Annotated in this window: 24 protein-coding genes; 18 read left to right on the top strand and 6 right to left on the bottom strand. The window is 38.9% G+C overall.

Going from position 1 to position 25,794, the window contains the following annotated elements; all coding sequences use genetic code 11:
* The first annotated feature begins 150 nt into the window (after window positions 1–150).
* Both CZ487_RS21025 and argH read left to right on the top strand, forming a co-directional pair.
* On the top strand, window positions 151–1,356 hold the full coding sequence (locus tag CZ487_RS21025) for an argininosuccinate synthase (RefSeq protein ID WP_077214239.1): 1,206 nt from the start codon (window positions 151–153) through the stop codon (window positions 1,354–1,356).
* Window positions 1,353–2,726 (top strand): argininosuccinate lyase, encoded by a 1,374-nt coding sequence (gene argH, locus CZ487_RS21020; protein ID WP_077214238.1) that lies wholly within the window; start codon window positions 1,353–1,355, stop codon window positions 2,724–2,726. Before CZ487_RS21025 ends, argH begins: the two co-directional genes overlap by 4 nt.
* A gap of 49 nt (window positions 2,727–2,775) precedes the next feature.
* Here argH and CZ487_RS21015 read toward each other — a convergent pair whose 3' ends face one another.
* Window positions 2,776–3,228 carry a universal stress protein gene (locus CZ487_RS21015; protein ID WP_077214237.1) on the bottom strand — a complete coding sequence of 151 codons (453 nt, stop codon included), beginning with the start codon at window positions 3,226–3,228 and terminating at the stop codon, window positions 2,776–2,778.
* Window positions 3,229–3,339: 111 nt separating this feature from the next.
* On the opposite strand from CZ487_RS21015, the gene CZ487_RS27310 reads away from it, so the two are divergent.
* Together CZ487_RS27310 and ald are read left to right on the top strand one after the other, a co-directional pair.
* On the top strand, window positions 3,340–3,498 hold the full coding sequence (locus tag CZ487_RS27310) for a hypothetical protein (RefSeq protein ID WP_202617864.1): 159 nt from the start codon (window positions 3,340–3,342) through the stop codon (window positions 3,496–3,498).
* A 172-nt stretch (window positions 3,499–3,670) separates the two neighbouring features.
* Window positions 3,671–4,783, top strand: coding sequence for an alanine dehydrogenase (gene ald / locus CZ487_RS21010; RefSeq protein ID WP_077214236.1), 1,113 nt, complete (start codon window positions 3,671–3,673; stop codon window positions 4,781–4,783).
* A gap of 51 nt (window positions 4,784–4,834) precedes the next feature.
* On the opposite strand, the gene CZ487_RS21005 is transcribed toward ald, so the two are convergent.
* Window positions 4,835–5,935, bottom strand: coding sequence for a M24 family metallopeptidase (locus tag CZ487_RS21005; RefSeq protein ID WP_077214235.1), 1,101 nt, complete (start codon window positions 5,933–5,935; stop codon window positions 4,835–4,837).
* Between the two features lie 169 nt (window positions 5,936–6,104).
* Here CZ487_RS21005 and CZ487_RS21000 point away from each other — a divergent pair, with 169 nt between their 5' ends.
* From CZ487_RS21000 to CZ487_RS20990, 3 genes are all read left to right on the top strand, one after another.
* Window positions 6,105–6,788, top strand: coding sequence for a metal-dependent hydrolase (locus CZ487_RS21000; RefSeq protein WP_077214234.1), 684 nt, complete (start codon window positions 6,105–6,107; stop codon window positions 6,786–6,788).
* A 122-nt stretch (window positions 6,789–6,910) separates the two neighbouring features.
* The gene (locus tag CZ487_RS20995; RefSeq protein ID WP_077214233.1) at window positions 6,911–7,150 is read left to right on the top strand and encodes a hypothetical protein; all 240 of its coding nucleotides are present in this window, start codon (window positions 6,911–6,913) and stop codon (window positions 7,148–7,150) included.
* Window positions 7,151–7,245: 95 nt separating this feature from the next.
* Window positions 7,246–8,565 carry a CBS domain-containing protein gene (locus CZ487_RS20990; protein WP_077214232.1) on the top strand — a complete coding sequence of 440 codons (1,320 nt, stop codon included), beginning with the start codon at window positions 7,246–7,248 and terminating at the stop codon, window positions 8,563–8,565.
* 59 nt (window positions 8,566–8,624) lie between these two features.
* On the opposite strand, the gene CZ487_RS20985 is transcribed toward CZ487_RS20990, so the two are convergent.
* Window positions 8,625–8,927 (bottom strand): YtpI family protein, encoded by a 303-nt coding sequence (locus tag CZ487_RS20985; protein ID WP_077214231.1) that lies wholly within the window; start codon window positions 8,925–8,927, stop codon window positions 8,625–8,627.
* Between the two features lie 188 nt (window positions 8,928–9,115).
* On the opposite strand from CZ487_RS20985, the gene CZ487_RS20980 reads away from it, so the two are divergent.
* The gene (locus CZ487_RS20980) at window positions 9,116–10,054 is read left to right on the top strand and encodes a DHH family phosphoesterase (protein WP_077214230.1); all 939 of its coding nucleotides are present in this window, start codon (window positions 9,116–9,118) and stop codon (window positions 10,052–10,054) included.
* A 49-nt stretch (window positions 10,055–10,103) separates the two neighbouring features.
* Here the strand turns inward: CZ487_RS20980 and ytrI are convergent, their stop codons facing one another.
* Window positions 10,104–10,607: a sporulation membrane protein YtrI gene (ytrI, locus tag CZ487_RS20975; protein WP_077214229.1), complete on the bottom strand. Its 504-nt coding sequence runs from the start codon at window positions 10,605–10,607 to the stop codon at window positions 10,104–10,106.
* Complete coding sequence (gene ytrH / locus CZ487_RS20970; RefSeq protein ID WP_077214228.1) at window positions 10,604–10,942, bottom strand: sporulation membrane protein YtrH; 339 nt, start codon at window positions 10,940–10,942, stop codon at window positions 10,604–10,606. Before ytrH ends, ytrI begins: the two co-directional genes overlap by 4 nt.
* Before the next feature lie 388 nt (window positions 10,943–11,330).
* Here ytrH and dnaE point away from each other — a divergent pair, with 388 nt between their 5' ends.
* The 8 genes from dnaE (at window position 11,331) to CZ487_RS20930 (ending at window position 22,249) form a co-directional block, all read left to right on the top strand.
* On the top strand, window positions 11,331–14,693 hold the full coding sequence (gene dnaE, locus CZ487_RS20965) for a DNA polymerase III subunit alpha (RefSeq protein WP_077214227.1): 3,363 nt from the start codon (window positions 11,331–11,333) through the stop codon (window positions 14,691–14,693).
* A gap of 105 nt (window positions 14,694–14,798) precedes the next feature.
* On the top strand, window positions 14,799–16,037 hold the full coding sequence (gene ystJ / locus CZ487_RS20960) for an NADP-dependent malic enzyme (protein ID WP_077214226.1): 1,239 nt from the start codon (window positions 14,799–14,801) through the stop codon (window positions 16,035–16,037).
* A gap of 9 nt (window positions 16,038–16,046) precedes the next feature.
* Window positions 16,047–16,664: a FadR/GntR family transcriptional regulator gene (locus CZ487_RS20955; protein WP_077214225.1), complete on the top strand. Its 618-nt coding sequence runs from the start codon at window positions 16,047–16,049 to the stop codon at window positions 16,662–16,664.
* A gap of 150 nt (window positions 16,665–16,814) precedes the next feature.
* Entirely contained in the window at window positions 16,815–17,693 is an 879-nt protein-coding gene (accD, locus tag CZ487_RS20950; protein ID WP_077214224.1) for an acetyl-CoA carboxylase, carboxyltransferase subunit beta, read from the top strand.
* Entirely contained in the window at window positions 17,678–18,658 is a 981-nt protein-coding gene (gene accA / locus CZ487_RS20945; RefSeq protein ID WP_077214223.1) for an acetyl-CoA carboxylase carboxyl transferase subunit alpha, read from the top strand. Before accD ends, accA begins: the two co-directional genes overlap by 16 nt.
* A 308-nt stretch (window positions 18,659–18,966) precedes the next feature.
* Window positions 18,967–19,926 (top strand): 6-phosphofructokinase, encoded by a 960-nt coding sequence (gene pfkA / locus CZ487_RS20940; RefSeq protein ID WP_077214222.1) that lies wholly within the window; start codon window positions 18,967–18,969, stop codon window positions 19,924–19,926.
* A gap of 52 nt (window positions 19,927–19,978) precedes the next feature.
* Entirely contained in the window at window positions 19,979–21,739 is a 1,761-nt protein-coding gene (pyk, locus tag CZ487_RS20935; protein WP_077214221.1) for a pyruvate kinase, read from the top strand.
* A gap of 123 nt (window positions 21,740–21,862) precedes the next feature.
* On the top strand, window positions 21,863–22,249 hold the full coding sequence (locus CZ487_RS20930; RefSeq protein ID WP_077214220.1) for an FxsA family protein: 387 nt from the start codon (window positions 21,863–21,865) through the stop codon (window positions 22,247–22,249).
* A 32-nt stretch (window positions 22,250–22,281) separates the two neighbouring features.
* Here CZ487_RS20930 and ytvI read toward each other — a convergent pair whose 3' ends face one another.
* Entirely contained in the window at window positions 22,282–23,397 is a 1,116-nt protein-coding gene (gene ytvI, locus CZ487_RS20925; protein ID WP_077214219.1) for a sporulation integral membrane protein YtvI, read from the bottom strand.
* 211 nt (window positions 23,398–23,608) lie between these two features.
* Here ytvI and CZ487_RS20920 point away from each other — a divergent pair, with 211 nt between their 5' ends.
* Window positions 23,609–24,070 (top strand): DUF441 domain-containing protein, encoded by a 462-nt coding sequence (locus CZ487_RS20920; protein WP_077214218.1) that lies wholly within the window; start codon window positions 23,609–23,611, stop codon window positions 24,068–24,070.
* 438 nt (window positions 24,071–24,508) lie between these two features.
* A complete protein-coding gene (citZ, locus tag CZ487_RS20915; RefSeq protein WP_077214217.1) occupies window positions 24,509–25,627 on the top strand; it encodes a citrate synthase in 1,119 nt (372 codons plus the stop codon).
* Window positions 25,628–25,794 lie beyond the last annotated feature (167 nt).

The following is a 25,794-nucleotide window of genomic DNA, read 5'->3' as shown; positions in this document are numbered from 1 at the left end:
AAAATGAAGAATAAGTATTGAAAAGTTTCGCTAAAATTGGTAAATTGAATAGCAAGAAAAGGAATAAAAATATAATCCAAATGAATATTTATTCGTAAATAAAAAAGATAGAGGCAATAAAGCCTAAACATATGAGGAGGAAATTTTCACATGGCAAATCAAAAAGTAGTTCTTGCATACTCTGGTGGTTTAGATACTTCTGTAGCAATTAAATGGTTACAAGATCAAGGATACGCAGTTGTTGCGTGCTGTTTAGATGTCGGTGAAGGAAAAGACTTAGACTTCGTTAAAGAAAAAGCTCTGAAGGTAGGAGCGGTTAGCTCTCATATGATTGATGCAAGAGAAGAATTCGCTAATGAATATGCATTAATCTCTCTGCAAGCCCACACTTTGTATGAAGACAAATATCCTTTAGTTTCAGCTCTTTCTCGTCCATTAATTGCAAAGAAACTTGTTGAGATTGCAGAGCAGGAAGGTGCTGTAGCAGTTGCGCACGGGTGTACTGGAAAAGGGAATGACCAGGTAAGATTTGAAGTATCCATTAAGGCTTTAAATCCAGATTTAGAAGTACTTGCTCCTGTACGTGAGTGGAAATGGTCACGTGAAGAAGAAATTGAATATGCAAAGAAAAATGGAATTCCTGTTCCAATTAATCTAGACAGCCCATACTCTATTGACCAAAACCTTTGGGGAAGAGCAAATGAATGTGGAATTTTAGAAGATCCATGGGCTGCTCCGCCTGAAGATGCTTATGACTTAACAACAGGCTTAGAATATACGCCTGATACTCCAGATATCGTTGAAATCGATTTTGAAAAAGGCGTTCCAGTTAGTCTTAACGGAAAAGCTTATCCGTTGTATGAATTAATTCTTGAGTTAAATAATCTTGCAGGGAAACATGGAGTTGGGCGTATCGACCATGTTGAGAACCGCTTAGTAGGGATTAAATCTCGTGAAGTGTACGAAGCACCTGCTGCTATGACGTTAATTAAAGCTCATAAAGAGCTTGAAGATATTACACTAGTAAAAGAAGTAGCTCACTTCAAACCAGTTATTTCTAAGAAATTGACAGAAGTGATCTATGATGGTCTGTGGTTCTCGCCATTAACAAATGCACTAAAAGCATTCTTAGCAGAAACGCAAAAGTTTGTAACAGGTACAGTACGCATTAAGTTATTCAAAGGCCATGCAATTGTAGAAGGAAGAAAATCTCCTTATTCTCTATATGATGAAAAACTAGCAACTTATACAAAAGCAGACGAATTTGATCATGCTGCAGCTGTTGGATTTATCGAATTATTTGGATTGCCAACTAAGGTTCAAAGCATGGTACAAAACAAGAAGGTGACAGTGTGAAAAAGCTTTGGGGCGGAAGATTTACAAAAACAGCAGAGGAATGGGTAGACGAATTTGGGGCTTCCATTTCCTTTGATCAAGAGCTTGTTCTTGAAGATTTAGACGGAAGCATCGCTCATGTCACGATGCTGGCAAAAAGCGGAATTATTAGTGAAGAAGAGTCTCTTCAAATTAAAAAAGGTCTTCAAGAACTTAAAGAAAAGGCAGCAAAAGATGAATTGCAATATTCTGTGAAACTTGAAGATATTCATTTAAACCTTGAAAGCATGTTAACAGAAATGGTTGGGCCAGTGGGAGGAAAGCTTCACACTGGCCGAAGCAGAAATGATCAGGTTGCGACGGATATGCATCTATATTTACGTAAACAAACGTCAGTGATCATTGAGTTAGTGTCTGAGATGCAGGCAGCACTATTAAAACAGGCACAAGAGCATGTTGAAACCATCATGCCTGGTTACACTCATCTGCAGAGAGCTCAGCCTATTTCTTTTGCACATCACTTGATGGCTTATTTTTGGATGCTAGAGCGTGATAAGCAAAGATACCAGGAATCTTTAAAGAGAATAAATGTATCCCCGCTGGGAGCGGGTGCGTTAGCAGGAACAACCTTTCCGATTGATCGAGAGTATTCTGCAAGTCTGCTTGAGTTCGAAGGAATCTATGAAAACAGTCTGGATGCCGTAAGTGACCGTGATTTTATTTTAGAATTTTTATCTGCTAGTTCTATTTTGATGATGCATCTTTCTCGCCTGGGAGAGGAAATTATTCTTTGGTCAACACAGGAATTCCGTTTTATCGAACTGGATGACAGTTTTTCAACAGGCAGCAGTATTATGCCGCAGAAGAAGAACCCTGATATGGCAGAGCTTATCAGAGGGAAAACGGGCAGGGTATATGGAAACCTAATGGGACTTTTAACTGTCTTGAAAGGACTTCCGCTGGCCTATAACAAAGATATGCAGGAAGATAAAGAGGGAATGTTCGATACGGTGAAGACGGTAACGGGCTCGCTTAAAATCTTTGCTGGAATGATTAATACGATGAAGGTGAATACTGGCGAGATGGAAAAAGCAACGAAGAATGATTTTTCCAATGCGACAGAGCTAGCTGATTACCTATCAGGTAAAGGCATTCCATTCCGTGAGAGTCATGAAATAGTGGGACAACTTGTGCTGACTTGTGTGCAGAAAGGCTGCTACCTAGCTGATTTATCACTTGATGAATTTAAGGAAGCAAATCCATTATTTGAAGAGGATATCTATCATGTCTTAAACCCTGTTACAGCAGTACAGAGAAGAAATAGTGCGGGTGGTACAGGTTTTGAGCAAATCCGCAAAGCTATTCAGAAGGCTGAAGAGGCTTTAAAATAAACTCAATATAGAAGGGGGAGGTTGTCAAAGACAACCTCCCCCTTTTGCTTTATTCTGCATCTTTTTCAGTACGAACGATTAATACATCGCATGGTGCGTAACGAGTAATATGTTCTGAAACGCTTCCAATTAGGAATCTTTCCACTGCATTTAGACCAGTTGCACCACAAATAATTAAATCTACATTATTTTTCTTAGCAATATCTTTAGGTATTTTAACTTTAGGGGAACCATAGTCAACAACAAACTTAACATCTTTTACGCCGGCATCTGTAGCGACCTTTTTATAGTTTTCCATTAATTCAGTGGCGAACTTGTCTGCTCTTTCAGCAATCGTGCTGTCATAAGCCTCAACGGTTGCAAATGTTCGTGTATCAATAATATGTGCCAATACAATCGTACTATCGTTTCTTTTAGCGATTTCAATCGCCTTCTTTAAGGCCCATTCAGCCTCTGTAGATCCATCCACAGCTACTAATATATTTTTATATCCAACAGACATTTATATCTCCTCCTTTACCTTAATTATACAATTCTTTTTTTTGAATATCTGTGGCAAAATTTCGAAAAATAAGGATGCTATTAAAAATATTTTTTTAGGGGGAGTTGCAAAATGGTGAAGGAAAACCATAACAGTTCATTCGGATTTCTCTATGATGATCAGGGAGCAAGACAAGTGAGTGAACAAATCATGAATGCATATAATAATGGAGTAATTGACCAGGAAGATGGGCAGTTCGACATGAACAAACATGTGGATCATGAAATTTAGATGGCTGGAGGTGCTATTTGCACCTCTTTTTATGTGGGATAAGGCTGTAAAATGTCAAACCCAGCGCGCTTTTTTTTGTTATTAGATGACTGATAAGTGAAAAAATTCCCTTTATTATCATCTCATTAAGGTGTATAGTACTTTTATGATCAATTATAGAGGAGGTATGATGATGCGCATTGGGGTGCCAAAAGAAATAAAAAATAATGAAAACCGTGTAGCAATGACTCCTGCTGGTGTTGTAAACTTAGTAAATTTTGGACATGAAGTCTATATTGAGACGGATGCAGGATTAGGATCTGGGTTTACGGATTCTGATTATATGAATGCAGGAGCAACCATTGTAAGTACAGCTGAAGAAGTCTGGTCGAAGGAAATGGTGATGAAAGTAAAGGAACCCCTTCCATCCGAGTATACATATTTCCGTGAAGGATTAATAATATTTACGTATTTCCACTTGGCAGCCGAGCCGGAATTAACGGAAGCCTTAATCAAACACAAAGTCATTGCCCTTGCATATGAGACTGTACAGCTCCCAAATAATTCTCTTCCATTACTAACACCTATGAGTGAAGTAGCAGGAAGAATGGCTGCGCAGGTTGGAGCGCAGTTTTTGGAAAAGGTAAACGGAGGAAAAGGGATTCTATTGGCTGGAGTTCCGGGAGTAAAAAGAGCTAGAGTAACCATTATCGGCGGTGGCGTAGCCGGCACAAATGCTGCGAAGGTGGCGGTTGGTCTAGGAGCTAGAGTGACCATGATTGATTTGAATCCAGAACGTTTGCGCCAGCTAGATGATATCTTTGGAAATAGCATTACTACACTTATGTCAAATCAATATAATATTGCCGAAGCAGTTAAAGAGTCTGATCTTGTCATCGGAGCCGTCCTTATCCCGGGTGCAAAAGCTCCTAAACTAGTTACGGAAGAAATGGTTGAATCGATGTCACCCGGTTCTGTTGTAGTAGATATCGCCATTGACCAAGGCGGGATCTTTGAGACAACAGACCGAATTACGACCCATGATAATCCTACTTATAATAAGTACGATGTCGTGCATTATGCTGTTGCGAATATGCCTGGGGCTGTACCGCGTACGTCCACTATAGCACTAACAAATGTAACAGTTCCATATGCCATTCAAATAGCGAACAAAGGATATCAGAAAGCTTGTTTAGAGAATGAGGCTTTATTAAAAGGGATTAATACACTGAACGGGTATGTAACCTTTAAGGGCGTAGCTGAAGCTCACGGGGTAGATTATATGGATCCTAGGACATTGCTGTGATCTTTTGTATTTTAAGTGAAAACAAGCTGTCGAATTCGACAGCTTGTTTGTTTACTGAATGATTTGTAGTTCTTTTGGAAACTTCGTTAAAATCTCTACTCCATCCTTCGTTACAAGGACATCGTCTTCAATTCTAACACCAGCTCCTCCTGGGACGTAAATTCCTGGCTCAATCGTAAAAACCATTCCCTCCTGGAGCTGAAGTGAATTGGTTTCTGTCAGGGACGGGTATTCGTGAACACTAATTCCAAGCCCATGACCAAGACGGTGAGGAAAGTATTGTCCAAACCCAGCATCTGAGATAATCCCTCGTGCTATTCTGTCAATTTCTGAACAAACAGCTCCCGGCTTGCTGGCTTCCACAGCTGCAAGCTCAGCTTTCAGTACGGTATCATAGATTCTTTTTTGTTTCTCGTTGATATCTCCGCAGGCCACAGTTCGAGTGATATCAGAGCAATAGCCATCAACGACGACACCCAAGTCAAACAAAACGAGATCACCTTTTTGAATCTTTGTGGGTCCTGGTGTTCCGTGAGGAGAAGCGCCATTAGCTCCAGTAAGAACCATAGTCGAAAACGACATGGCCGTAACTCCTTTTTTCTTTAATTCATATTCAATGGATGCTAACACCTCTAATTCCGTCTTGCCTTCCCCGATTTCTGAGCAGCCCACCTCGATGGCATAATCCGCTAGACTACAAGCTTTTCGAATCGCAGTCAACTCTTTTTCATCTTTGATCATGCGAAGTTTTCTTACCTTCTCTTCTGCGGACACAAAGGAAGCTTCAGGGAAAAGTCTTAATAGAGATTCGTATCTCTCAACGTTCATATGTTCCTTTTCAATTCCGATTTTTACAGGTTTTTTCATTCTTTTCGATGCAGCTTCTTGCAGAAGATCCCAAGGGTTGTCAATATCTGAGTAACCAATAATTTCTCCGTTCCACCCTGTTTTCCTTGCATCTTCCTTTTCCATTGCCGGACAGATTAATAGTGGTTCTTTTTCTTGGAATACCGCTAAGCCAAGCAATCTTTCATGAGGATCGCTGAAAAATCCGCTAAAGTAAAAAACACTTTCGGTTGATGTTAAGAAGGTCATTTGAATTTCGTTTTCTTTCATCCAATCTGTGAGTTTACTCAATCTTTGATTCGTCATGATGATTCCTCCTCCAAATATGAATATCTTAAAGGTAGCAATTTATAGTGAAATTGTAAACTTTTAGTAAATTTTAACCATAGATTTAAAAAAAGAGAAGGAATGACAACATTTATGTTGAATTAAAAGTATGTAGGAAAATAGATAGATATTTAAAGGAGAGAAACGCATGAAAATTTCGTACCACGGTCATTCGATTGTAAAGATTGAAACAAATGGAAAAACAATTCTAATTGATCCATTTATTACTGGAAATGGAACAACTGATTTAAAGGTGGAAGAACAAAATCCGGACTTTATTTTAGTAACCCATGGACATGCTGACCATGTTGGTGATACAGTTGCGCTTGCCAAAAACAGCGGTGCCCTTGTTGTTGCGATCCCTGAGTTGGCAAACTATTTCAGATCCCAAGGATTGGAAAATGTCCACGAAATGAACATCGGTGGAGCTTATGATTTGGAGTTTGGTAAAGTGAAAATGACAGCTGCTTTTCACTCCACTGGTTTAGATATAGATGGACAAATTAACGTTTATATGGGAATGCCTGCCGGGTATTTGCTCACAATTGAAGGTAAGAACATTTACCATGCGGGAGATACTTCAGTATTCTCAGATATGAAGCTAATCGGTGAACGCCATCCAATTGATGTTGCATTTTTGCCAATTGGTGATAATTATACAATGGGTCCAGAGGATGCGGCTTATGCAGCTCAGTTATTAGCGGCTAAGACAGTAGTACCTATTCACTATAATACATTCCCAGTTATTCAGCAGGATCCAAAGAAATTTGTCAGCCTGCTTCCAGAAGGACAAGGAAAAGTTATTGAAGTAGGGGAGTCAATCGAATTATAAGGATCTTCGAACGCAGTCATTTGGCTGCGTTTTTTGTTTTTTTTATAGCCGTAAAAAAACTACTTATTTTGTGCATGTCCGCATACATATACACTAGGAATATTTTTAGTAAGGAGGATACTATGAAGAAAAATCGTTATATTTTATGTTTATTAGCAGCTGGGTTAATGCTTTATTATGCGCTGCCTAACCTATCTATCCACGCAGATGGTGTTTCCGGATACTTTGCGATATCATGGATTATTTTATGTTTGTTTGTGATTGCGGGAAATCTATCAGCACTCCTTTACAGTCCGAAAAGTGTAAAAAGTTACAGACCTGGATCTAATTCTAGACAGAAAAAACTGCGTTCCTACCACTAAAGCAGCTGCTCTGCATTTGAATCTAATCAAGACTTCCCATTATAATAGAAATAAGAAATATAGATTACAGCAATCTTTTATAAAGGGTGAAGGTCTTGGCTACAAAACATGAACAAATATTAGAATATATTGATGGACTGCCGATTGGGGAAAAAATCTCTGTCAGACAAATCGCCAAGGCACTTAATGTCAGTGAAGGAACCGCATATCGAGCGATAAAAGAGGCGGAGAACAAAGGTTACGTTAGTACGATAGAACGTGTTGGAACGATTCGCATAGAACGAAAAAAGAAAGAAAATATTGAGAAGCTTACGTATGCCGAAGTTGTTAATATCGTTGATGGCCAAGTGCTTGGCGGGCGTACCGGTCTTCACAAAACACTCAATAAGTTTGTTATTGGAGCGATGAAGCTCGATGCCATGATGCGATATACTGGAGCAGGAAATTTATTGATTGTCGGGAATCGTACGAAAGCTCATGAGTATGCACTTAATGCAGGAGCAGCAGTGTTGATTACGGGGGGATTTGACACAGACGAAGAAGTAAAAAAACTTGCAGATGAATTACAGCTCCCTGTTATTTCAACAAGTTATGATACATTCACGGTTGCAGCAATGATTAACCGAGCCATTTATGATCAGTTAATTAAGAAGGAGATTGTGCTGGTAGAAGATATATTAACATCTATCGAGAACACGAGCTTTTTAAGAACTTCAGATAAAGTTTCGAAATGGTTTGAACACAATCGTGAAACCACTCACAGCCGTTACCCTGTAGTGGACCAAAATATGAAGGTTCAAGGGATGATCACTTCGAAAGACGTATTAGGTGTTGATCATGACTTAACGATTGATAAGGTCATGACAAAAAGCCCGATGACTGTACGTGGAAAGACAAGTGTCGCTTCTGCTGCACATATGATGGTTTGGGAAGGGATAGAGGTTCTCCCTGTAGTAGATGACCATAATAAACTCGAAGGAATCATCAGCAGGCAGGATGTGTTGAAGGCTCTGCAAATGATTCAGCGCCAGCCTCAAGTGGGGGAAACAATTGATGATCTAGTAACAAATCAGCTAGTTGTGGATAAGGGGAAAGTGAAAGGTGAGGATATCTATCGCTGCGAGGTAACCCCGCAAATGACTAACCATTTAGGGACGATCTCCTATGGAGTGTTCACAACAATCGTGGCTGAAGCTGCAAACGGGATTCTTAGGGGCTTCAAAAAAGGTGACTTAGTGGTCGAAAATATGACGATCTACTTTTTAAAGCCTGTGCAGATGGACAGCGCGTTAGAAATATATCCAAAGGTGCTCGAGGCGGGAAGAAAATTTGGAAAAGTAGATGTTGAAGTATTCAATGAAGGAATTCTCGTCGGAAAGGCCATGATGATGTGTCAATTAATTGACCGCAATTAAATACATGAAACAACAAAAAGCCGCTATACTTTTGAAAGTAAGCGGCTTACCTTTAGGAACTATTTCTTTAATTGTTCTGCTTCTTCAATTGCTAAAGGAAGGAAAAATTTATATGATTTTATTCCGCCCCATACATTGAAAACCCCTAGAAGGATAAAAACAATTCCGACAATGATTCCCACTGTAGAAAGGTTTAAGAAAATCTGATTTAATCCGAAAAAGCCGACGAATAATCCAAGGGCAATATTGGATTTTGCTGATACCCATTTCTTTTCAGCAGGAAGTTTCGTACGAAAATACTTTGCTTTATAGAAGATATAGAAGGCAAAGGACAAAACAAAAATAATGACTAAAATAGGCATTGAAAGACTCCTCCATAATTCGACAATCTCATTCCATTTTAACGATTTTTCAATATAATTGCTACATACAGTTCTTTTTTTATTTTTATTTTTGTGGTAATAATTAGGTATTCTACAAAGAGCAGACTATACTATTCGTTTTACGTGTGACATGCTAGTAATCATTAATTTAGAAGAAGGAGCAGCAAATGAAAGAGAAAATTTTAGAGACCATTAAGCAATACAATACGATTATCATTCATCGTCATGTACGTCCAGATCCAGATGCATATGGATCACAGGGAGGACTTGCCGAAATTTTGAAGGCTTCTTTTCCGGAAAAAGTTATTTATACGGTTGGGAAAGAGGAAGAATCTCTGAACTACTTGCGCCGAATGGATGTTATTCCGGATGACACCTATAATGGAGCATTGGTGATTATTACAGATACGGCTAACCAAGCCCGAATTTGTGATGATCGATATCGTTTAGGGGATAAGCTAATAAAAATTGACCACCATCCTAATGAAGATGCATATGGGGATATGCTTTGGGTAGATACGGACGCAAGCTCTTGCAGTGAAATGATCTATGAATTTTATTTAGCTGGAAAAGACAAGGGCTTAAAAATGTCAAATGAAGCAGCAAGGTTATTGTATGCAGGAATTGTTGGGGATACTGGCAGGTTCATCTATCCAAGTACTACAGAGAAAACATTTTCTTATGCAAGTGAGTTAATAAAGTATAATTTTTCTAGGACTGAATTATATGACAGTATGTATGAGCTGCCGTTACATATTATTAAGTTGAACGGGTATGTTCTTCAAAACTTTGAGATGAATGAACAAGGCGTTGCTTCAATGGTGCTGGATAAACCATTGCTAGAAAAGTTTGGTGCGAAACCTTCTGACGCCTCTTTACTTGTTAGTACTTTAGGAGATGTCGCTGGGATCAAAGCGTGGGCATTCTTTATTGAAGAAGAAGATCAAATCCGAGTGCGGCTCCGTTCGAAAGGTCCGATTATTAATGTAGTCGCCAAAAAGTATAATGGCGGAGGACATCCTCTTGCTTCTGGTGCATCTATTTACTCTTGGGACGAAAAGGATCTTGTCATGAAAGATATAGCGGAGGTTTGTAAAGATTATTAAAAAATGCAAGGTAAAAAGAAATCGGTTTATTCCGATTTCTTTTTACTCCCTATCCGTCAAGCTGCATGGAAAGCCGGATTGATAGAGTGGTATAATAGACGATCTCGTTAATTTTTAATTTGTATCGTTTTTCATGTGCCTTAACGGGTTTATTTTCTATCGTCTTTTTAAGCAATTCTCTGCCTTGAAAGGCTGTTTCTATATCCTTTGCGATAAGTGTCTTTATATCTTCTTTTATCGCTTCTTCAATTTCATAGACACTGTATGAATCAAGCTTATATTTTTCGTAATTTGTAATCTTTACCTCGATTTTTTGAATGGTAAGCTTTTCTTCATTTTTCTTATTGAGTTTTTCAATATCTTCTTGCCAGATTTTTTTCTCGTACGTTAAATCTCGTATATCTTCTTCTTGTTTTTTGATCTTCATACTGTACTCTTCGATCCATTCTCCAAAAATATAAAGGAAAACCAGCCAGCTTATCATTGCCCCGATGGCCATTCCAGCAAATAACCTTTGCCACTGACTGCTTCGATAATATGGTGGAATTCTCATTGTGAGATATGCTCCTGTGTAAGCCAAGTAATTAATGCTGAACCAGTTTGTGCCCCTCCGAGTGCTGCTAATATGAGAAGAAAGGTTTTAAAAATATCCTTTGTATCTCCTTCAAATAATCCTCGTTCAAAGCTAGAGATGGCATCGAAGGTACCTCCGATAGCGGTAACAATGGCCCAGATACGTATAGAGGATGAAATTCTAAATATTTCAGTCATTAGGGGTTTTCCTGTTAAGAATGCCCCAAGTGCGCCAATTAAAGCACCACCCATTAAAACCCCAAAGGCAATGAAATAGCTATCAAATAAATGTGTAAAAAAAGGCTGTTCTCTCATAATAGCACCGATCCTCACTGTAATAGAATTGCCATGTACAGGAAACAAAAGTAATTGACCATTACTACATTATATGGACAAAGTCTTGTAATTATGTTTTTAGGAAAGAATGGTACAACAATTTTTACTTTTTTGCGGTTTCGTTTTCCAATGGATAAGAAAGTATAGCTTTTAAATTTAGATAGCGGTCTAGCTCCAGCGCCTACCCCCTCGAGGTCACAAGCCGATCCACCCAAAAAGGTAAAGAGCACCTTTTCGGGCGGCTCGTCTTGTGCTTGTCGGGGGTGAGCAAGGCGCTTCCGCTTTTAAATGAGAACATATTTTCTTTTTTTTCTATTAGGCTCTATAATGAAAGTATCGAATCGAAGTGTTAAGGGTGGGAATATCATTGTCATTTGTTCACCTTCATGTATATAGTTCCTATAGTCTTTTGACCAGTACGGCAACAGTTGAGCAATTGGTGATGGATGCCAAGAGAAAAGGCTTTTCAGCGCTTGCTCTAACAGATCAGAATGTTATGTACGGAAGTGTTGCTTTTTATAAAGAATGTCTAAAGCATGGAATCAAACCTATTATTGGACTTACCGTTAATGTGATAGGGGATGGCGGTGAGGATCGGTCTTATCCCCTTGTGCTGTTAGCTAAAGATCAAACTGGATTTCAAAATTTACTTAAGATTACAAGCGTTGTACAGACTAAATCTAATTCTGGCATTCCTATAAAGTGGCTAAAGGGTTATAGAGCCGGATTGATCGCTATCACGCCAGGACTTAAGGGTGAAGTGGAAGAGAATTTGTTAAAAGGGGATTACGATGAAGCAAGGAACCGTGCCTCATTGTTTAAGAATCTATTTGGAGACCAGTATTATTTCAGTCTGCAAAATCATGGTTTAAGAGAAGAATCTGAGCTGACGCAGCAACTTCTCGTTCTTTCAAAGGAATTACAAATTGAGGTTGTTGCTGCCAATGAGACGTATTATTTGCAAAAGGAGGATTCGTTTGCACATGAATGTCTTCTAGCGATTAAAAATGGTGAAAAGTTACAGGATGAAGGAAGAGAAAAACTTCAAAATGATCAATACTATTTAAAAACGGCTAAAGAAATGGGCGACTTATTTATTGACATTCCCGAGGCATTGGAAAATTCCTTAAAAATTGCAAGAGAATGTAATGTGATGATTGAACTCAACAAGCAGAAGCTTCCAAAATATCCAGTTGAAGATGGTAAGACGGCTCAAACATTACTAGATGAGCTATGCTGGGCCGGTTTAACTGATAGATACAAAGAACCAACGCCTCTTCACGAAGAAAGGCTGTTATATGAGCTGAGTATAATCAAGAAAATGAACTTCTCTGATTATTTTTTGATTGTCTGGGACTTTATGAAATTCTCAAGAGAAAATGGGATTCTTACAGGACCTGGAAGGGGATCTGCGGCAGGTTCTCTTGTCGCATACGTTCTCTATATAACAGATGTTGATCCAATTCAGCATAATCTGTTATTTGAACGATTTTTAAATCCAGAGCGGATTTCAATGCCCGATATAGATATTGATTTTCCCGATCATAGAAGAGATGAAGTAATTGAATATGTCTCCGGGAAGTATGGAAACTTGCATGTTGCCCAAATTATCACATTTGGGACGCTCGCTGCCAAAGCGGTATTAAGAGATGTTGGAAGAGTATTTGGACTCAACTCAAAGGAGTTGGAGATGCTTTCGAGAGCCATCCCCTCGCAGTTAGGCATTACCTTAAGAAAGGCTCTTGCTGAATCAGACGGATTAAGAAGCTTGATAGAGGAGTCCGCGGTTCATCGGCGAATCTATGATACAGCTTTAAAATTGGAAGGACTGCCAAGACACACATCAACACATGCTGCAGGAGTGGTTATTTCTGAAAAGCCTCTGGTTGAAACCATTCCGATACAATCCGGACATCATGATGTTTATTTGACACAGTATTCAATGGAGCATCTTGAAGCTGTTGGTCTATTAAAAATGGATTTTCTCGGATTGCGAAATCTATCTTTGATAGAAAATATTTTGTCATCTATACATCGGAAAACAGGTAAAGAAGTCGATATAAAAGCTATTCCATTAGATGATGAGAGTACATTTCAACTACTGTCACAAGGAGAAACAACAGGAGTTTTTCAGCTTGAATCCGATGGAATGAGAAGGGTGCTGCAGCAGTTAAAGCCATCTCGTTTTGAGGATATTGTTGCTGTAAATGCCTTGTATCGCCCTGGTCCAATGGAAAATATTCCGCTTTATATCAACCGTAAACACGGGAAAGAGGCAGTAACTTATCCCCATCCCGATTTAAAGCCAATACTCGAAAACACTTACGGAGTTATTGTTTATCAAGAACAAATCATGCAGATCGCATCAAAGATGGCCGGATTTTCGCTTGGAGAAGCAGATATTTTAAGACGAGCAGTTGGGAAAAAACAAAAAAATATTTTAGATGAAGAACGCAGTCATTTTGTAAAGGGTGCATTAAAAAAAGGGTATGACGAAAAGACAGCGAATATCATATATGATTTGATTGTCAAGTTTGCTAATTATGGGTTTAATAGAAGCCATGCTGTAGCCTATAGTTTCATAGCTTATCAACTAGCCTACTTAAAAGCACATTATCCTTTATTCTTTATGGCGGCACTGCTGTCTTCTGTAATGGGAAATGAAGTGAAAATCAGTCAGTATATTCGTGAGTTGAAAGATATGGGGTTTGACGTCCTTCCGCCATCAATTAACAAAAGCGGCTATACCTTCTTAGTAGAGAAGAATGCGGTCCGTTATAGCTTAACTGCTATTAAAGGCATCGGAGTTTCAGCTCTGAAGGAAATTTTCCAAAGTCGTAAAAAAAGAAAATTCACCGATTTATTTGATTTTTGTTTGAGAGTCTCGCAGAAAGCTGTAAATCGAAAAGCACTTGAAGCATTGGTGCACTCCGGAAGCTTTGATGAATTCGGTGAAGACCGCGCCGTGTTATTGGCTAGCATAGATGTCGCAATTGAGCATGCGCAATTAGTAAACCCCGAGGGCATGGAGCAGGACGATTTATTTTCAGAAGATGACTTTTTTATCAAGCCAAAGTATGTTGGAGTTGACCCTATAAGACAGGAAGATAAACTTCTTTTTGAAAAAGAGGTGCTGGGTCTCTATTTATCAGATCATCCAGTTTCGATCTTTAAACCCTATTTCAAATCTTTAGGGATTACACAAATTGATCAAATGACATCGCAAAATAATTATGTAAAAATGATCGTTTATATCACAGACATCAAAAAAATCCGTACGAAAAAAGGGGAAGCAATGGCTTTTCTAACGATCAGCGACCAAAGTGGTGATATGGAAGGTGTTGTTTTTCCGAACGTGTACAAAAGATTCATGGCGCTGCTGCAAAAAGGCAGCACCATTTATACAGAAGGTAAAATAGAGAGCCGGGAAGGAAAAAGGCAGTTTGTTCTGCAACATGGCAAAGCTGCTAACGAAGCGGTTGAAAATCTACCTCAATCAAAAGGAACTTTGTATTTAAGGATAGAAAAGGAGAAGGAAGGCGCCAGGGACCTTCAAACACTAAAGCTGATCTTAACGAAACACAGAGGGGCTGTTGAAGTAGTTCTATTTTACCAAAGTACAGAAAGAACAATCCGTTTAGGAGCTGACAACCATGTGGAACTCTCTGAATCCTTATTGTACGAATTGAGAGAATTTTTAGGGGAAAGAAATGTAATTTTCAAGAAATAGTGTTTACAACATGGGTATAAATGTTATATTGTTCTAATATATGTGGTCTGACCACTGGTGGAGATTGAGAATGATTTTATTGTGATAAACGAGGAGTGAGCAAGTATGAGTTTACGTGAAGAAGCTCTACATATGCATAGAGTAAATAAAGGGAAGTTAGAATCAAAATCTAAGGTGCAGGTGAAAAATGCGAAAGATCTCAGTCTTGCTTATTCCCCTGGTGTAGCTGAACCTTGTAAGTCTATATATGATAAACCTGAAACGGTATATGAGTATACAATGAAGGGGAATATGGTAGCAGTTGTTTCGAATGGGACAGCGGTATTAGGCTTGGGGAATATCGGTCCTGAAGCAAGTCTTCCTGTAATGGAAGGAAAAGCGGTTTTATTTAAAAGTTTTGCTGGAGTAGACGCGTTTCCAATTTGTCTTAATACAACAGATGTTGACAAAATGGTTGAAACGGTAAAGTTACTAGAACCAACATTTGGCGGCGTGAATCTGGAAGATATTGCAGCACCAAGCTGCTTTGAAATTGAAGAAAGACTAAAAAAAGAAACAAATATACCAATCTTTCATGATGATCAGCATGGAACAGCTATTGTAACCGTTGCTGGTCTCGTTAATGCCTTAAAGCTGGTTGGCAAGAAAATTACGGAAATAAAAGTGGTTGCCAATGGCGCCGGTGCTGCTGGAATTGCTATTATTAAACTACTTTATAGCTATGGTGTTCGCGATATTGTTATGTGTGATACAAAAGGTGCCATTTATGAGGGACGTCCGCAGGGGATGAACTCAATCAAGGAAGAAGTGGCAAAGTATACAAACCGGGATAATGCAAAAGGAAATTTAGAAGAAGTTATTAAGGGAGCAGATGTCTTCATTGGTGTGTCCGCTGCCGGTGCTCTTACTCCGGACATGGTTAAAACGATGAATAATGATCCAATTATTTTTGCAATGGCTAACCCGAACCCAGAGATTATGCCAGAAGATGCAAAAAATGCAGGAGCTAAGGTAATTGGGACAGGAAGATCTGATTTTCCTAACCAAGTTAATAACGTCTTGGCTTTTCCAGGGATTTTCCGTGGAGCATTGGATGTACGAGCAACCCATATTAATGAAAAAATGAAGGTTGCAGCTGTGGAGGCAATTGCCAGCCTCGTGGCAGAGAGTGAACTTACTGAAAACTATGTAATCCCTGGGCCATTTGACCCGAGAGTTGCGCCAGAAGTGGCAGCTGCTGTTGCAAAGGCTGCAATGGAAACAGGTGTTGCACGAATAAAAGTTGACCCTGAAGAAATTAAGAACAAAACTAGGGATCTTGCCATTATTGGAAAAGGTGAGTGAGGACTGACATTGGACGCACCATTCCACAATAAGGTTTATATTGAGATTGTCAAGAAAATACGATATATGATTGAACAGGATGGTTTAAAAAAGGGAGATAAAATCCCTTCAGAACGTGAGCTGTCAGAACGCCTTCATGTAGGGCGTTCTTCCGTTCGAGAAGCATTGCGGGCGCTTGAACTGCTGGGGCTGATTGAAACGAGAAGGGGTGAAGGAACCTTTCTGCGCGATGCTAAAACAAATCGTCTTGTTGAATTATTAAGCTCATTTATCCTTCAAGATGAAAAGGCCATCAAAGACGTGAAGGAAACGAAATTTTTAATAGAAATGGATTGTTTAAGGCTTATCATTCATAAAAAAACGGATGAAAAGCTGAAAAACTTAATGAAACTGGTACAGGAAGATTTAATCCAGGACGAAGAATTTTTTTTAAACATTGTAAAATTGGCAGACAATCATCTTTTTTATAGAATTTGGTTAATATTAAGCGATTTTTATCGGTCATTAAACATGGATCAAGGACCATTTGAAAAACGAAATTATGAAGCTTTAATAGAAGCTTTACTCACTTCAGATGAAAAAAATGTGTTAGAAGCCTATAAGAAATTAAGAAAATTGTCGATCTAGTAACGACAAATTTTTAAGGATTTTTTTAGTTTATTATTCTACAGTGATAAGGCAACTTCCCTTCTGATAGGGGCTTGTTTTAAATCTGGTGGTCTGACCACTCGATGATAATAAAATTCTTCTGTTTGTAGATATGGGAGGTTTAAGACCGTGCTGAAAGATATTTTTACTAAGAAACAAAAAATAAAATATGCGACAATTCCCTCTGAGGTCTCTAAAAAAGATGTTCCTGAGGGGATTATGACGAAATGCCCCAATTGCAAAAAAATTATGTATTCAAAAGAACTGCAAAAGAATCTTAAAGTCTGTTTTCATTGTGACTATCATTACCCGATGAATGCAAAGGAAAGAATAGCTAGCTTTTTGGATGAAGGCAGCTTCATTGAATACAACCAAGATTTAAAGTCAACAAATCCACTTGGGTTTCCGGGATACACTGAGAAAGTAGAGAAAGATCGCGAGAAGACGGGCATGAATGAGGCAGTAGTTACGGGATCTGGTACTGTCAACCAACATTCCATTGTTGTTGCTATTATGGATTCTACCTTTAGGATGGGGAGTATGGGGTCTGTAGTTGGTGAAAAAATTACGCGTGCTATTGAGAAAGCTGGAGAAGAAGGTGTACCTTTTGTTATCTTTACAGCTTCCGGCGGTGCTAGAATGCAGGAAGGTGTCCTTAGCTTGATGCAAATGGCGAAGACTAGTGTCGCTTTGAAGAAATTTAGTGAGAATGGCGGTTTAACGATAGCGATTATGACTGACCCTACAACAGGGGGAGTGTCAGCTAGTTTTGCTTCTCTTGGTGACTTTAATCTCGCGGAACCAGGAGCTTTAATTGGATTCGCTGGCCGAAGAATCATTGAGCAGACGATTCGTGAAGAGTTACCAGAGGATTTTCAGACGGCAGAATTCCTTTTAGAACATGGGCAATTAGATGCGGTTATATCAAGAGCTGAATTAAAGGAAAAAGTATCGACTATTCTTGATATCCATCAGCCAGGAGGTAGTTTGCAATGGTTGGAGAACTAGAATTTGAAAAACCCGTTATTGAATTAAGAAAAAAGATTGCGGAGTTGAAAGAAGTAACGAAAGCTGCAGATGTAGATCTTTCAGATGAAATAAAGATTCTTGAATTACGATTAGAAAAGTTAGAAAAAGAGATTTATGAAAATATGAAGCCTTGGGATCGAGTGCAAATTGCAAGACATCCGAACCGTCCTACGACTTTAGATTATGTATCCCATTTATTTACAGACTTTTTTGAGTGTCACGGGGACCGAAACTTTGGAGATGATGAGGCCATTGTTGGCGGAATCGCGAAGTTTGATGGTCTACCTGTTACGGTGATCGGCCATCAAAGAGGGAAAGACACGAAGGAAAATATCCGCAGAAACTTTGGGATGCCTCATCCTGAAGGGTATCGAAAAGCACTGCGTTTGATGAAACAAGCGGAAAAGTTTCGCAGACCGATTATCTGTTTTATTGACACAAAAGGAGCTTACCCTGGGAAAGCAGCCGAAGAAAGAGGCCAAAGTGAAGCAATAGCTAGAAATTTATTTGAAATGGCCGGCTTAAGGGTACCTGTTGTGTGCATCGTAATTGGAGAAGGTGGAAGCGGCGGCGCCTTGGCTCTTGGTGTTGGCAACCACATTCATATGCTGGAGAACTCGACTTATTCTGTCATCTCGCCTGAAGGGGCAGCATCTATTTTATGGAGAGATGCTGGACAAGCAAAGCTGGCAGCAGAGAAAATGAAAATTACTGCTCCAGATCTCAAAGAACTGAAAGTCATTGACCATATCATTCCAGAAGTGAAAGGCGGCGCACATAAGGATATGAAGGAACAAGCGGAGCAAATTCATACCGCACTTATTTCTTCCTTGAAGGAGCTGCTATTGCTGACTGAAGAAGAACTTATCAATCAGCGCTACCAGAAATATAAGGCAATAGGAGATTTTTCAGAACAAGAAGAGTTTATGAATGCTAACCCTTAAACGTGCTTTTTAAGCACGTTTCTTTTTTGGGATTAGGTATTAAATCGTTCATTTCTATCTTGCACGGAATAAAGAGAAAAAATGCGCTAAATAGGGTTAAACGCTTGCATTTCTCTAATTATTCCGTATTTTAATGAAAACATGCCATAAAGTTGTGAAAGGTAGATTCTTCATGGTATTTTAGAAATATTACAAGCGATTCTGTTTATAATAACATGTGTAGCTTTTAAACTTTTATTAACCACCGATTAGTCAGATTCAACTAGTGAAAATAAATGATAGAATTTTTAATTCTTGGAGGTGCTATTTTGAAAAAAATTGGTGTCTTAACTAGTGGCGGTGATGCACCTGGAATGAATGCTGCTATTCGTGCAGTTGTAAGGAAAGCCATTTACCATAACGTTGAGGTATATGGTGTCTATGGTGGATATTCTGGCTTAATTAGCGGAAATATTAAAAAACTTGAATTAGGCTCCGTAGGTGACATTATTCATCGTGGAGGCACGATGCTATACACAGCAAGATGTGAGGAATTTAAAACAAAGGAAGGCCAGCTTCAAGGAATACAGCAATTAAAGAAGCACGGAATTGAAGGGGTTGTTGTGATAGGCGGGGATGGTTCCTATCGTGGCGCTAAAGCCCTGACTGAGCATGGTTTTCCTTGTGTCGGAGTACCAGGTACGATTGACAATGATATTCCAGGTACACACTACACCATTGGTTTTGATACGGCATTAAACACGGTTATTAATGCGATTGATAAAATTCGTGATACTGCTACTTCTCATGAAAGAACATTTATTATTGAAGTGATGGGAAGAGATGCTGGTGATATTGCCCTATGGTCAGGTTTGGCTGGAGGAGCGGAAACGATCTTAATCCCGGAGGAAAACTATACGGTAAAAGATATTGTGGACCGTTTAATGAAGGGCTACGAACGCGGAAAAAAACACAGCATCATCATTGTGGCTGAAGGTGTAGGAAGCGGTGTAGAAATTGGGCAAAAGATTAAGGAAACAGCTAATCTGGATACCCGTGTTTCTGTTCTTGGGCATATACAGCGGGGCGGATCACCAACTGCCTATGATCGTGTGATGGCAAGCCGTTTTGGTGCGCGTGCAGTTGAACTTTTAATGGAGCACAATGGCGGCCGAGCAGTAGGGATTATGGAAAATAAGCTAGTTGATTACGACATTGTCAAGGCATTTGAGAAGACACGCAGTGTGGATAGATCAATGTTAAATTTATCAAAGGAGCTATCCATCTAGCAGAAATAAACATGTACATATTGCATTACTATTTTTTGGAGGTATTCTTCTAATGAGAAAAACAAAAATTGTTTGTACAATTGGTCCGGCAAGTGAAAGTGTAGAAAAGTTACAGATGTTAATGGAAGCAGGAATGAATGTAGCACGTCTAAACTTTTCTCACGGAGATCATGAAGAGCATGGTCAGCGTATTAAAAACATCCGTGAAGCTTCAAAGCTTGCGAATAAAAATGTAGCGATTTTATTAGATACAAAAGGACCAGAAATCCGCACTAATAACATGGTGAACGGTGCGATTGAGCTAGAGGCTGGAAAAGATGTTATTATTTCAATGACAGAGGTCGAGGGTACCACCGAAAAGTTTTCAGTTACATACAAAGGATTAATCGATGATGTTAGTGTTGGCTCGCAAATCCTTTTAGATGACGGTCTGATTGGCCTGGAAGTAACAAAAATAGATAAAGCTTCAGGAGAGATTCATACAACAATCTTAAATGGCGGGACATTAAAAAATAAAAAAGGTGTCAATGTACCGGGGGTTTCTGTAAATTTACCAGGAATTACGGAGAAAGATGCTGCAGATATTCTATTCGGAGTAAGTCAAGAAGTTGACTTCATTGCAGCATCCTTTGTGCGACGTGCGTCGGATGTTTTAGAAATCCGCAAACTGTTAGAAGAAAATAACGGTACACATATTCATATCATTCCTAAAATCGAGAACCAAGAAGGTGTCGATAAGATTGATGAAATATTAGAGGTTTCAGACGGGCTAATGGTTGCCCGAGGAGATTTGGGTGTTGAAATCCCTGCAGAAGAAGTTCCGTTAGTACAAAAACAATTGATTAAAAAATGTAATGATCTAGGGAAACCTGTTATAACAGCAACACAGATGCTTGATTCTATGCAGAGAAATCCCCGCCCAACCCGTGCGGAAGCAAGTGATGTGGCAAATGCGATCTTTGATGGCACAGACGCGATTATGCTATCAGGGGAAACGGCTGCAGGTCAATATCCAGTTGAAGCAGTTCGTACGATGCATAATATTGCTTCACGTGCTGAAACAGCTCTTGATCATAAAAGATTATTATCGAAGCGTTCGAACGAGGTAGAATCGAATATTACGGATGCAATCGGACAATCTGTTGCACATACAGCATTAAATTTGAATGCAAATGCGATCATAACTCCGACCGAAAGCGGCCATACGGCAAGAATGATTTCGAAATATCGTCCAAAAGCCCCAATTGTGGCTGTAACATCACATGCAACAGTTTTACGTCGTTTAGCACTTGTATGGGGAGTTTATCCTCAGCTCGGTCAATTTGCGGCTACAACGGATGATATGTTAGAAAGTGCTGTAGAGGAAAGCCTAAACAGCAGTATTGTTAAGCATGGTGATTTAGTTGTGATAACGGCTGGTGTTCCAGTTGGAGAAACAGGAACAACTAATCTGATGAAGATCCATGTTGTGGGAGATGTTCTTGTAAAAGCACAAGGGATCGGGCGCAAATCGACTTATGGAAAAGTAGTTATTGCTCATAGTGCTGAAGAGGCGCTGGCTAAAGTAAAAGAAGGCTCTGTTTTAGTAACGATCGGTTCGGATGCTGACATGGTTCCGGCTATTGAGAAATGCTCTGCATTAATTACAGAAGAGGGCGGCTTGACTAGTCATGCAGCAGTTGTAGGCTTAAGTTTGGGCATTCCGGTTATCGTCGGTGCAGAAAAGGCTACAAGTCTAATGAAAGACGGACAAGAGGTAACGGTTGATGCTGCTAGAGGTGTCGTTTATAACGGACATGCAAGTGTACTTTAAAAGATATTAAGGAAGCGGCATTTATGCCCTTCCTTTTTTCTGTAAGGAATGTCTCTTAATTGATAAAGTGGTGCGATTGTTAATATAATAGATCTATAAGACATTCAAAAAGGGGTCGAACGGTTGAGATATTTAATATTATTGTTAATTATTGTTCCGGCTGCAGAAATAGCAGTGCTTCTGTTATCTGGAAAGACCATCGGTGTGCTGCCAACTATGGCAATCATTATTTTAACGGGGGTTATAGGCGGCTACTTGGCTAAAAAACAAGGACTAGAAGTGGTACGGAAGTTTCAGATGGATATCCAGTATGGCCGGGTTCCGGGTGAAGCTCTCCTTGATGGAATTTGTATTTTGATAGGGGGCATCCTGCTCTTATCACCAGGCTATATTACAGATGCCGCGGGTTTCTTACTATTAATCCCTGCCACAAGGGCATCTTTAAAGATCCTCGTCTTAAAGATCTTCAAAAATTGGATAGATAAAGGAAATGTAACAATTATAAGATAAAAAATGTCAGCACCTCGAGAGGTGCTGACATTTTATTTTTCAGAACCTTTTATAAAGGCCCATAAATCCTTAAATACATTGGCTCTATGAAGAGTCATGATGATAACTAATGTGACTGGACCTACGATAAGACCTAAAAATCCAATGAGCTTGTAACCAACAAACAGGGAAATTAAGGTTGCAAGCGGATCGATACCAATGTTCGATGAAAGAACCTTTGGTTCCATAAATTGACGCTGTGCTAAAACGATAATATACAGTACCCCGAGTCCAATCGCGAGGCTTAGATCACCAGCAATTGCTTCGTAAATGATCCAGGGTACAAAGATCAAACCTGTCCCAAGATAAGGGATGATGTCAACAAGTCCCGTAATTAGAGCAATGGTAATCGCATAATCTACACGCAGAATTAACAATCCAACCAAGATAATCACCGTTGTCATAGAGATAAGCGTTAACTGGGCTTTTATGAATCCAAATAGTGCTTTCTTTAAATCAGTAAAAAGCGTTTTCCCGCTTGATTTTGCCCGATTAGGGAGGATTTTTTCCGCGATTCTAGTTAGACGATACCAATCCTTGCTGATAAAAAAGGTAGCTAGTACAGAAAAAATGGAGACTGTTGCTGCGTTTGGAATCCACGAAAAAATGGAAGGTAGCTTTTCAAAAAAGTTTTGAATAAAGTTTCCAACAGTCGTACCAAATGTCCCGCCAATGTTTTGGATATTCTCCATAATGGTATTTTGCTGTCCTGCTTCAAGATTATTGAACATACTTGCTAATTGATTGTAAAGAGGAATAATTTGAGCGGCAATGAATTGCTCAATATAATCAACAAACTTTTCAACATGTTCAGGGACAACTTCTGCAAAGTAATCAGCACCAGACACGATTTCAACTACTAAAAGTGTAATGAATCCTGCTAATAAGGAGAAAATAAGAACCAATCCGATGATGACAGCCAGAGATCTGGGCAGCTTTGCATTTTGTTCTAGATAGTTTACAAGGGGGTTCATTAGAAAGGCAATGACAAAACCGATAATAAAGGGATAAGTAACCTTTGACAGGAAAAAAACCGAGAGCAGGCCGATAACAGTAACAGCTATGACAATAAATAACCTTAGCGTCCTGTGCAGATAAATAGGATTCAAGACAATGCCTCCTTAAGATCTAATCATCTTATGACTTTAGTCTGGCTGTTGAGTTTCAGTATTAATGTAGTATGTATACGTTTAAAAAATAGCAAAAGATTCGTATAACTTAATTCTATTTTATTAATAAGTTTGAAATCAAACGATAGGCTTTTATGAGTAAAAATTTAATCGTTATGTTAGAATAACAAAAGAGAAGGGGTGTAGTTTATTGTTGTCTCAAGCTTTTGTATTCTTATTACTATTACTTGTAATAGGCTTTATTGCTAAAAACAATTCCCTTATCATCGCGGTAGCATTCCTTCTTTTTCTAAAAATAGTAGGATTAGACACTAAAGCCTTTTCTTTCCTGCAATCAAAAGGAATTAACTGGGGAGTGACGGTCATTACGATTGCTGTGCTCGCTCCGATTGCTAGCGGTGAAATAGGTTTTAGAGACCTATCAGGTGCATTTAAATCTCCATATGCTTGGATTGCTTTAATATCAGGAATGGCTGTGGCCCTGCTAGCAAAAGGAGGAGTCACACTGTTAGCTGAAGATCCCCATATTACAACAGCCCTCGTACTTGGGACAATTTTGGCTGTATCACTATTTAAGGGGGTAGCGGTTGGACCTTTAATAGGAGCGGGAATTGCTTATTTAGCAATGAAAATGTTTGCTTTCTTCAAGTAGATTTAATCTTTTTAGGCAGATAAATTTGATTTTTTGCACTAAAAAATGATATTATTTACTTGTGAGAAAAAATAGATTTATTTATTCTAATAAAATAATATTTTTTTACATTTTTGCTTCTTTTTGTTCACAAAAATCAGATAATTGTTTATAATAGGACTTGTAAGCGCATCCTTTTACACTTGTCTGAGGATAGTATTTTCTATAAATATATTATTATCCATTTTTTGAAGATTTCCTTTTTTTATGAATAGAATTGAGCAAGCGCTCGATTTTCGTCAAGAGGTCTGTGGTTCGGCATTGTATGCTGACTTTAAGGTCTAGCAAGACCGCATAGATAGATTAAGGCAATCAGTATTCTGATAGTTTTAACGTAATTAACACATATGCAGACAAAATGGGTATGGGGAAATTTAATTGGCAAAGGAGAGATTTAGTATGACAGTAACACGTGGACTTGAAGGGGTAGTAGCTACAACTTCCTCTATTAGCTCAATTATTGATGATACTTTAACGTATGTAGGTTATAATATTGATGATTTAGCTGATAATGCTACATTCGAAGAAGTAATTTATCTACTATGGCATGGCAAGCTGCCTAATGCTGCAGAATTAGCGGAATTAACACAGCAATTAGCAGATAACTCTGAGTTACCTAAAGAAATTATCGAGCATTTTAAAATGTATCCAATCAATAAAGTTCACCCAATGGCAGCTCTTCGCTCAGCTGTTTCACTTCTTGGGTTGTATGATGAAGAGGCAGACCTAATGGATGCGGATGCGAATTATCGCAAAGCTATCCGTCTACAAGCGAAAATGCCTGCTATCGTAACGGCGTTTTCACGTGTAAGAAAAGGATTAGAACCTGTAGCACCTAGAAAGGATTTAAGCATGGCTGCTAATTTCCTATACATGCTAACAGGAGAAGAACCTGAAGCTATTGCTGTAGAGGCATTTAATAAAGCATTAGTTCTTCATGCTGACCATGAATTGAACGCTTCTACCTTCACTGCTCGCGTATGTGTGGCAACTCTATCTGATGTATACTCCGGAATCACTTCAGCAATTGGTGCATTAAAAGGCCCATTGCATGGCGGAGCAAACGAAGCGGTTATGAAGATGCTTACTGAGATTGGTTCAGTAGATAATGTAGAACCATATATTCGCGAAAAGTTAGAACAAAAAGAAAAAATCATGGGATTCGGACACCGTGTATATCGCCTGGGAGATCCACGTGCGAAGCACTTAAAAGTAATGTCAGAAAAGTTAACTAAACTTACTGGCAAGCCTGAATACTATGAAATGTCTACTAAAATTGAAGCGATCGTAACGGGTGAAAAGAAATTGCCGCCAAATGTTGATTTCTATTCAGCTTCTGTATATGATAGCTTAGGAATTGACCATGATATCTTTACGCCAATTTTCGCGGTAAGCCGTGTTTCTGGCTGGTTAGCTCATATTCTAGAACAGTATGAAAATAACCGCTTAATTCGTCCTCGTGCTGAATACACTGGACCTGGTATGCAAAAATACGTTCCAGTTGAGCAAAGAGATTAATATTGTTAATGACAAGTAAAAATTGCTTTTCAATTTTTACTGTTATAAAAATATAGAAATCAGCATTTTACTTTTTAGTAAAAAATTGCTGTAATAGTAATGGGATAAAAGGTTAGAGAAACATAATACTCTAACCTTCTATTCTGAATATGTATAGCAGTACATAC

The organism is Robertmurraya dakarensis (assembly GCF_900156875.1).
GTDB lineage: Bacteria > Bacillota > Bacilli > Bacillales > Cytobacillaceae > Robertmurraya > Robertmurraya dakarensis.
This window is presented reverse-complemented; position numbering and strand designations above follow the sequence as displayed.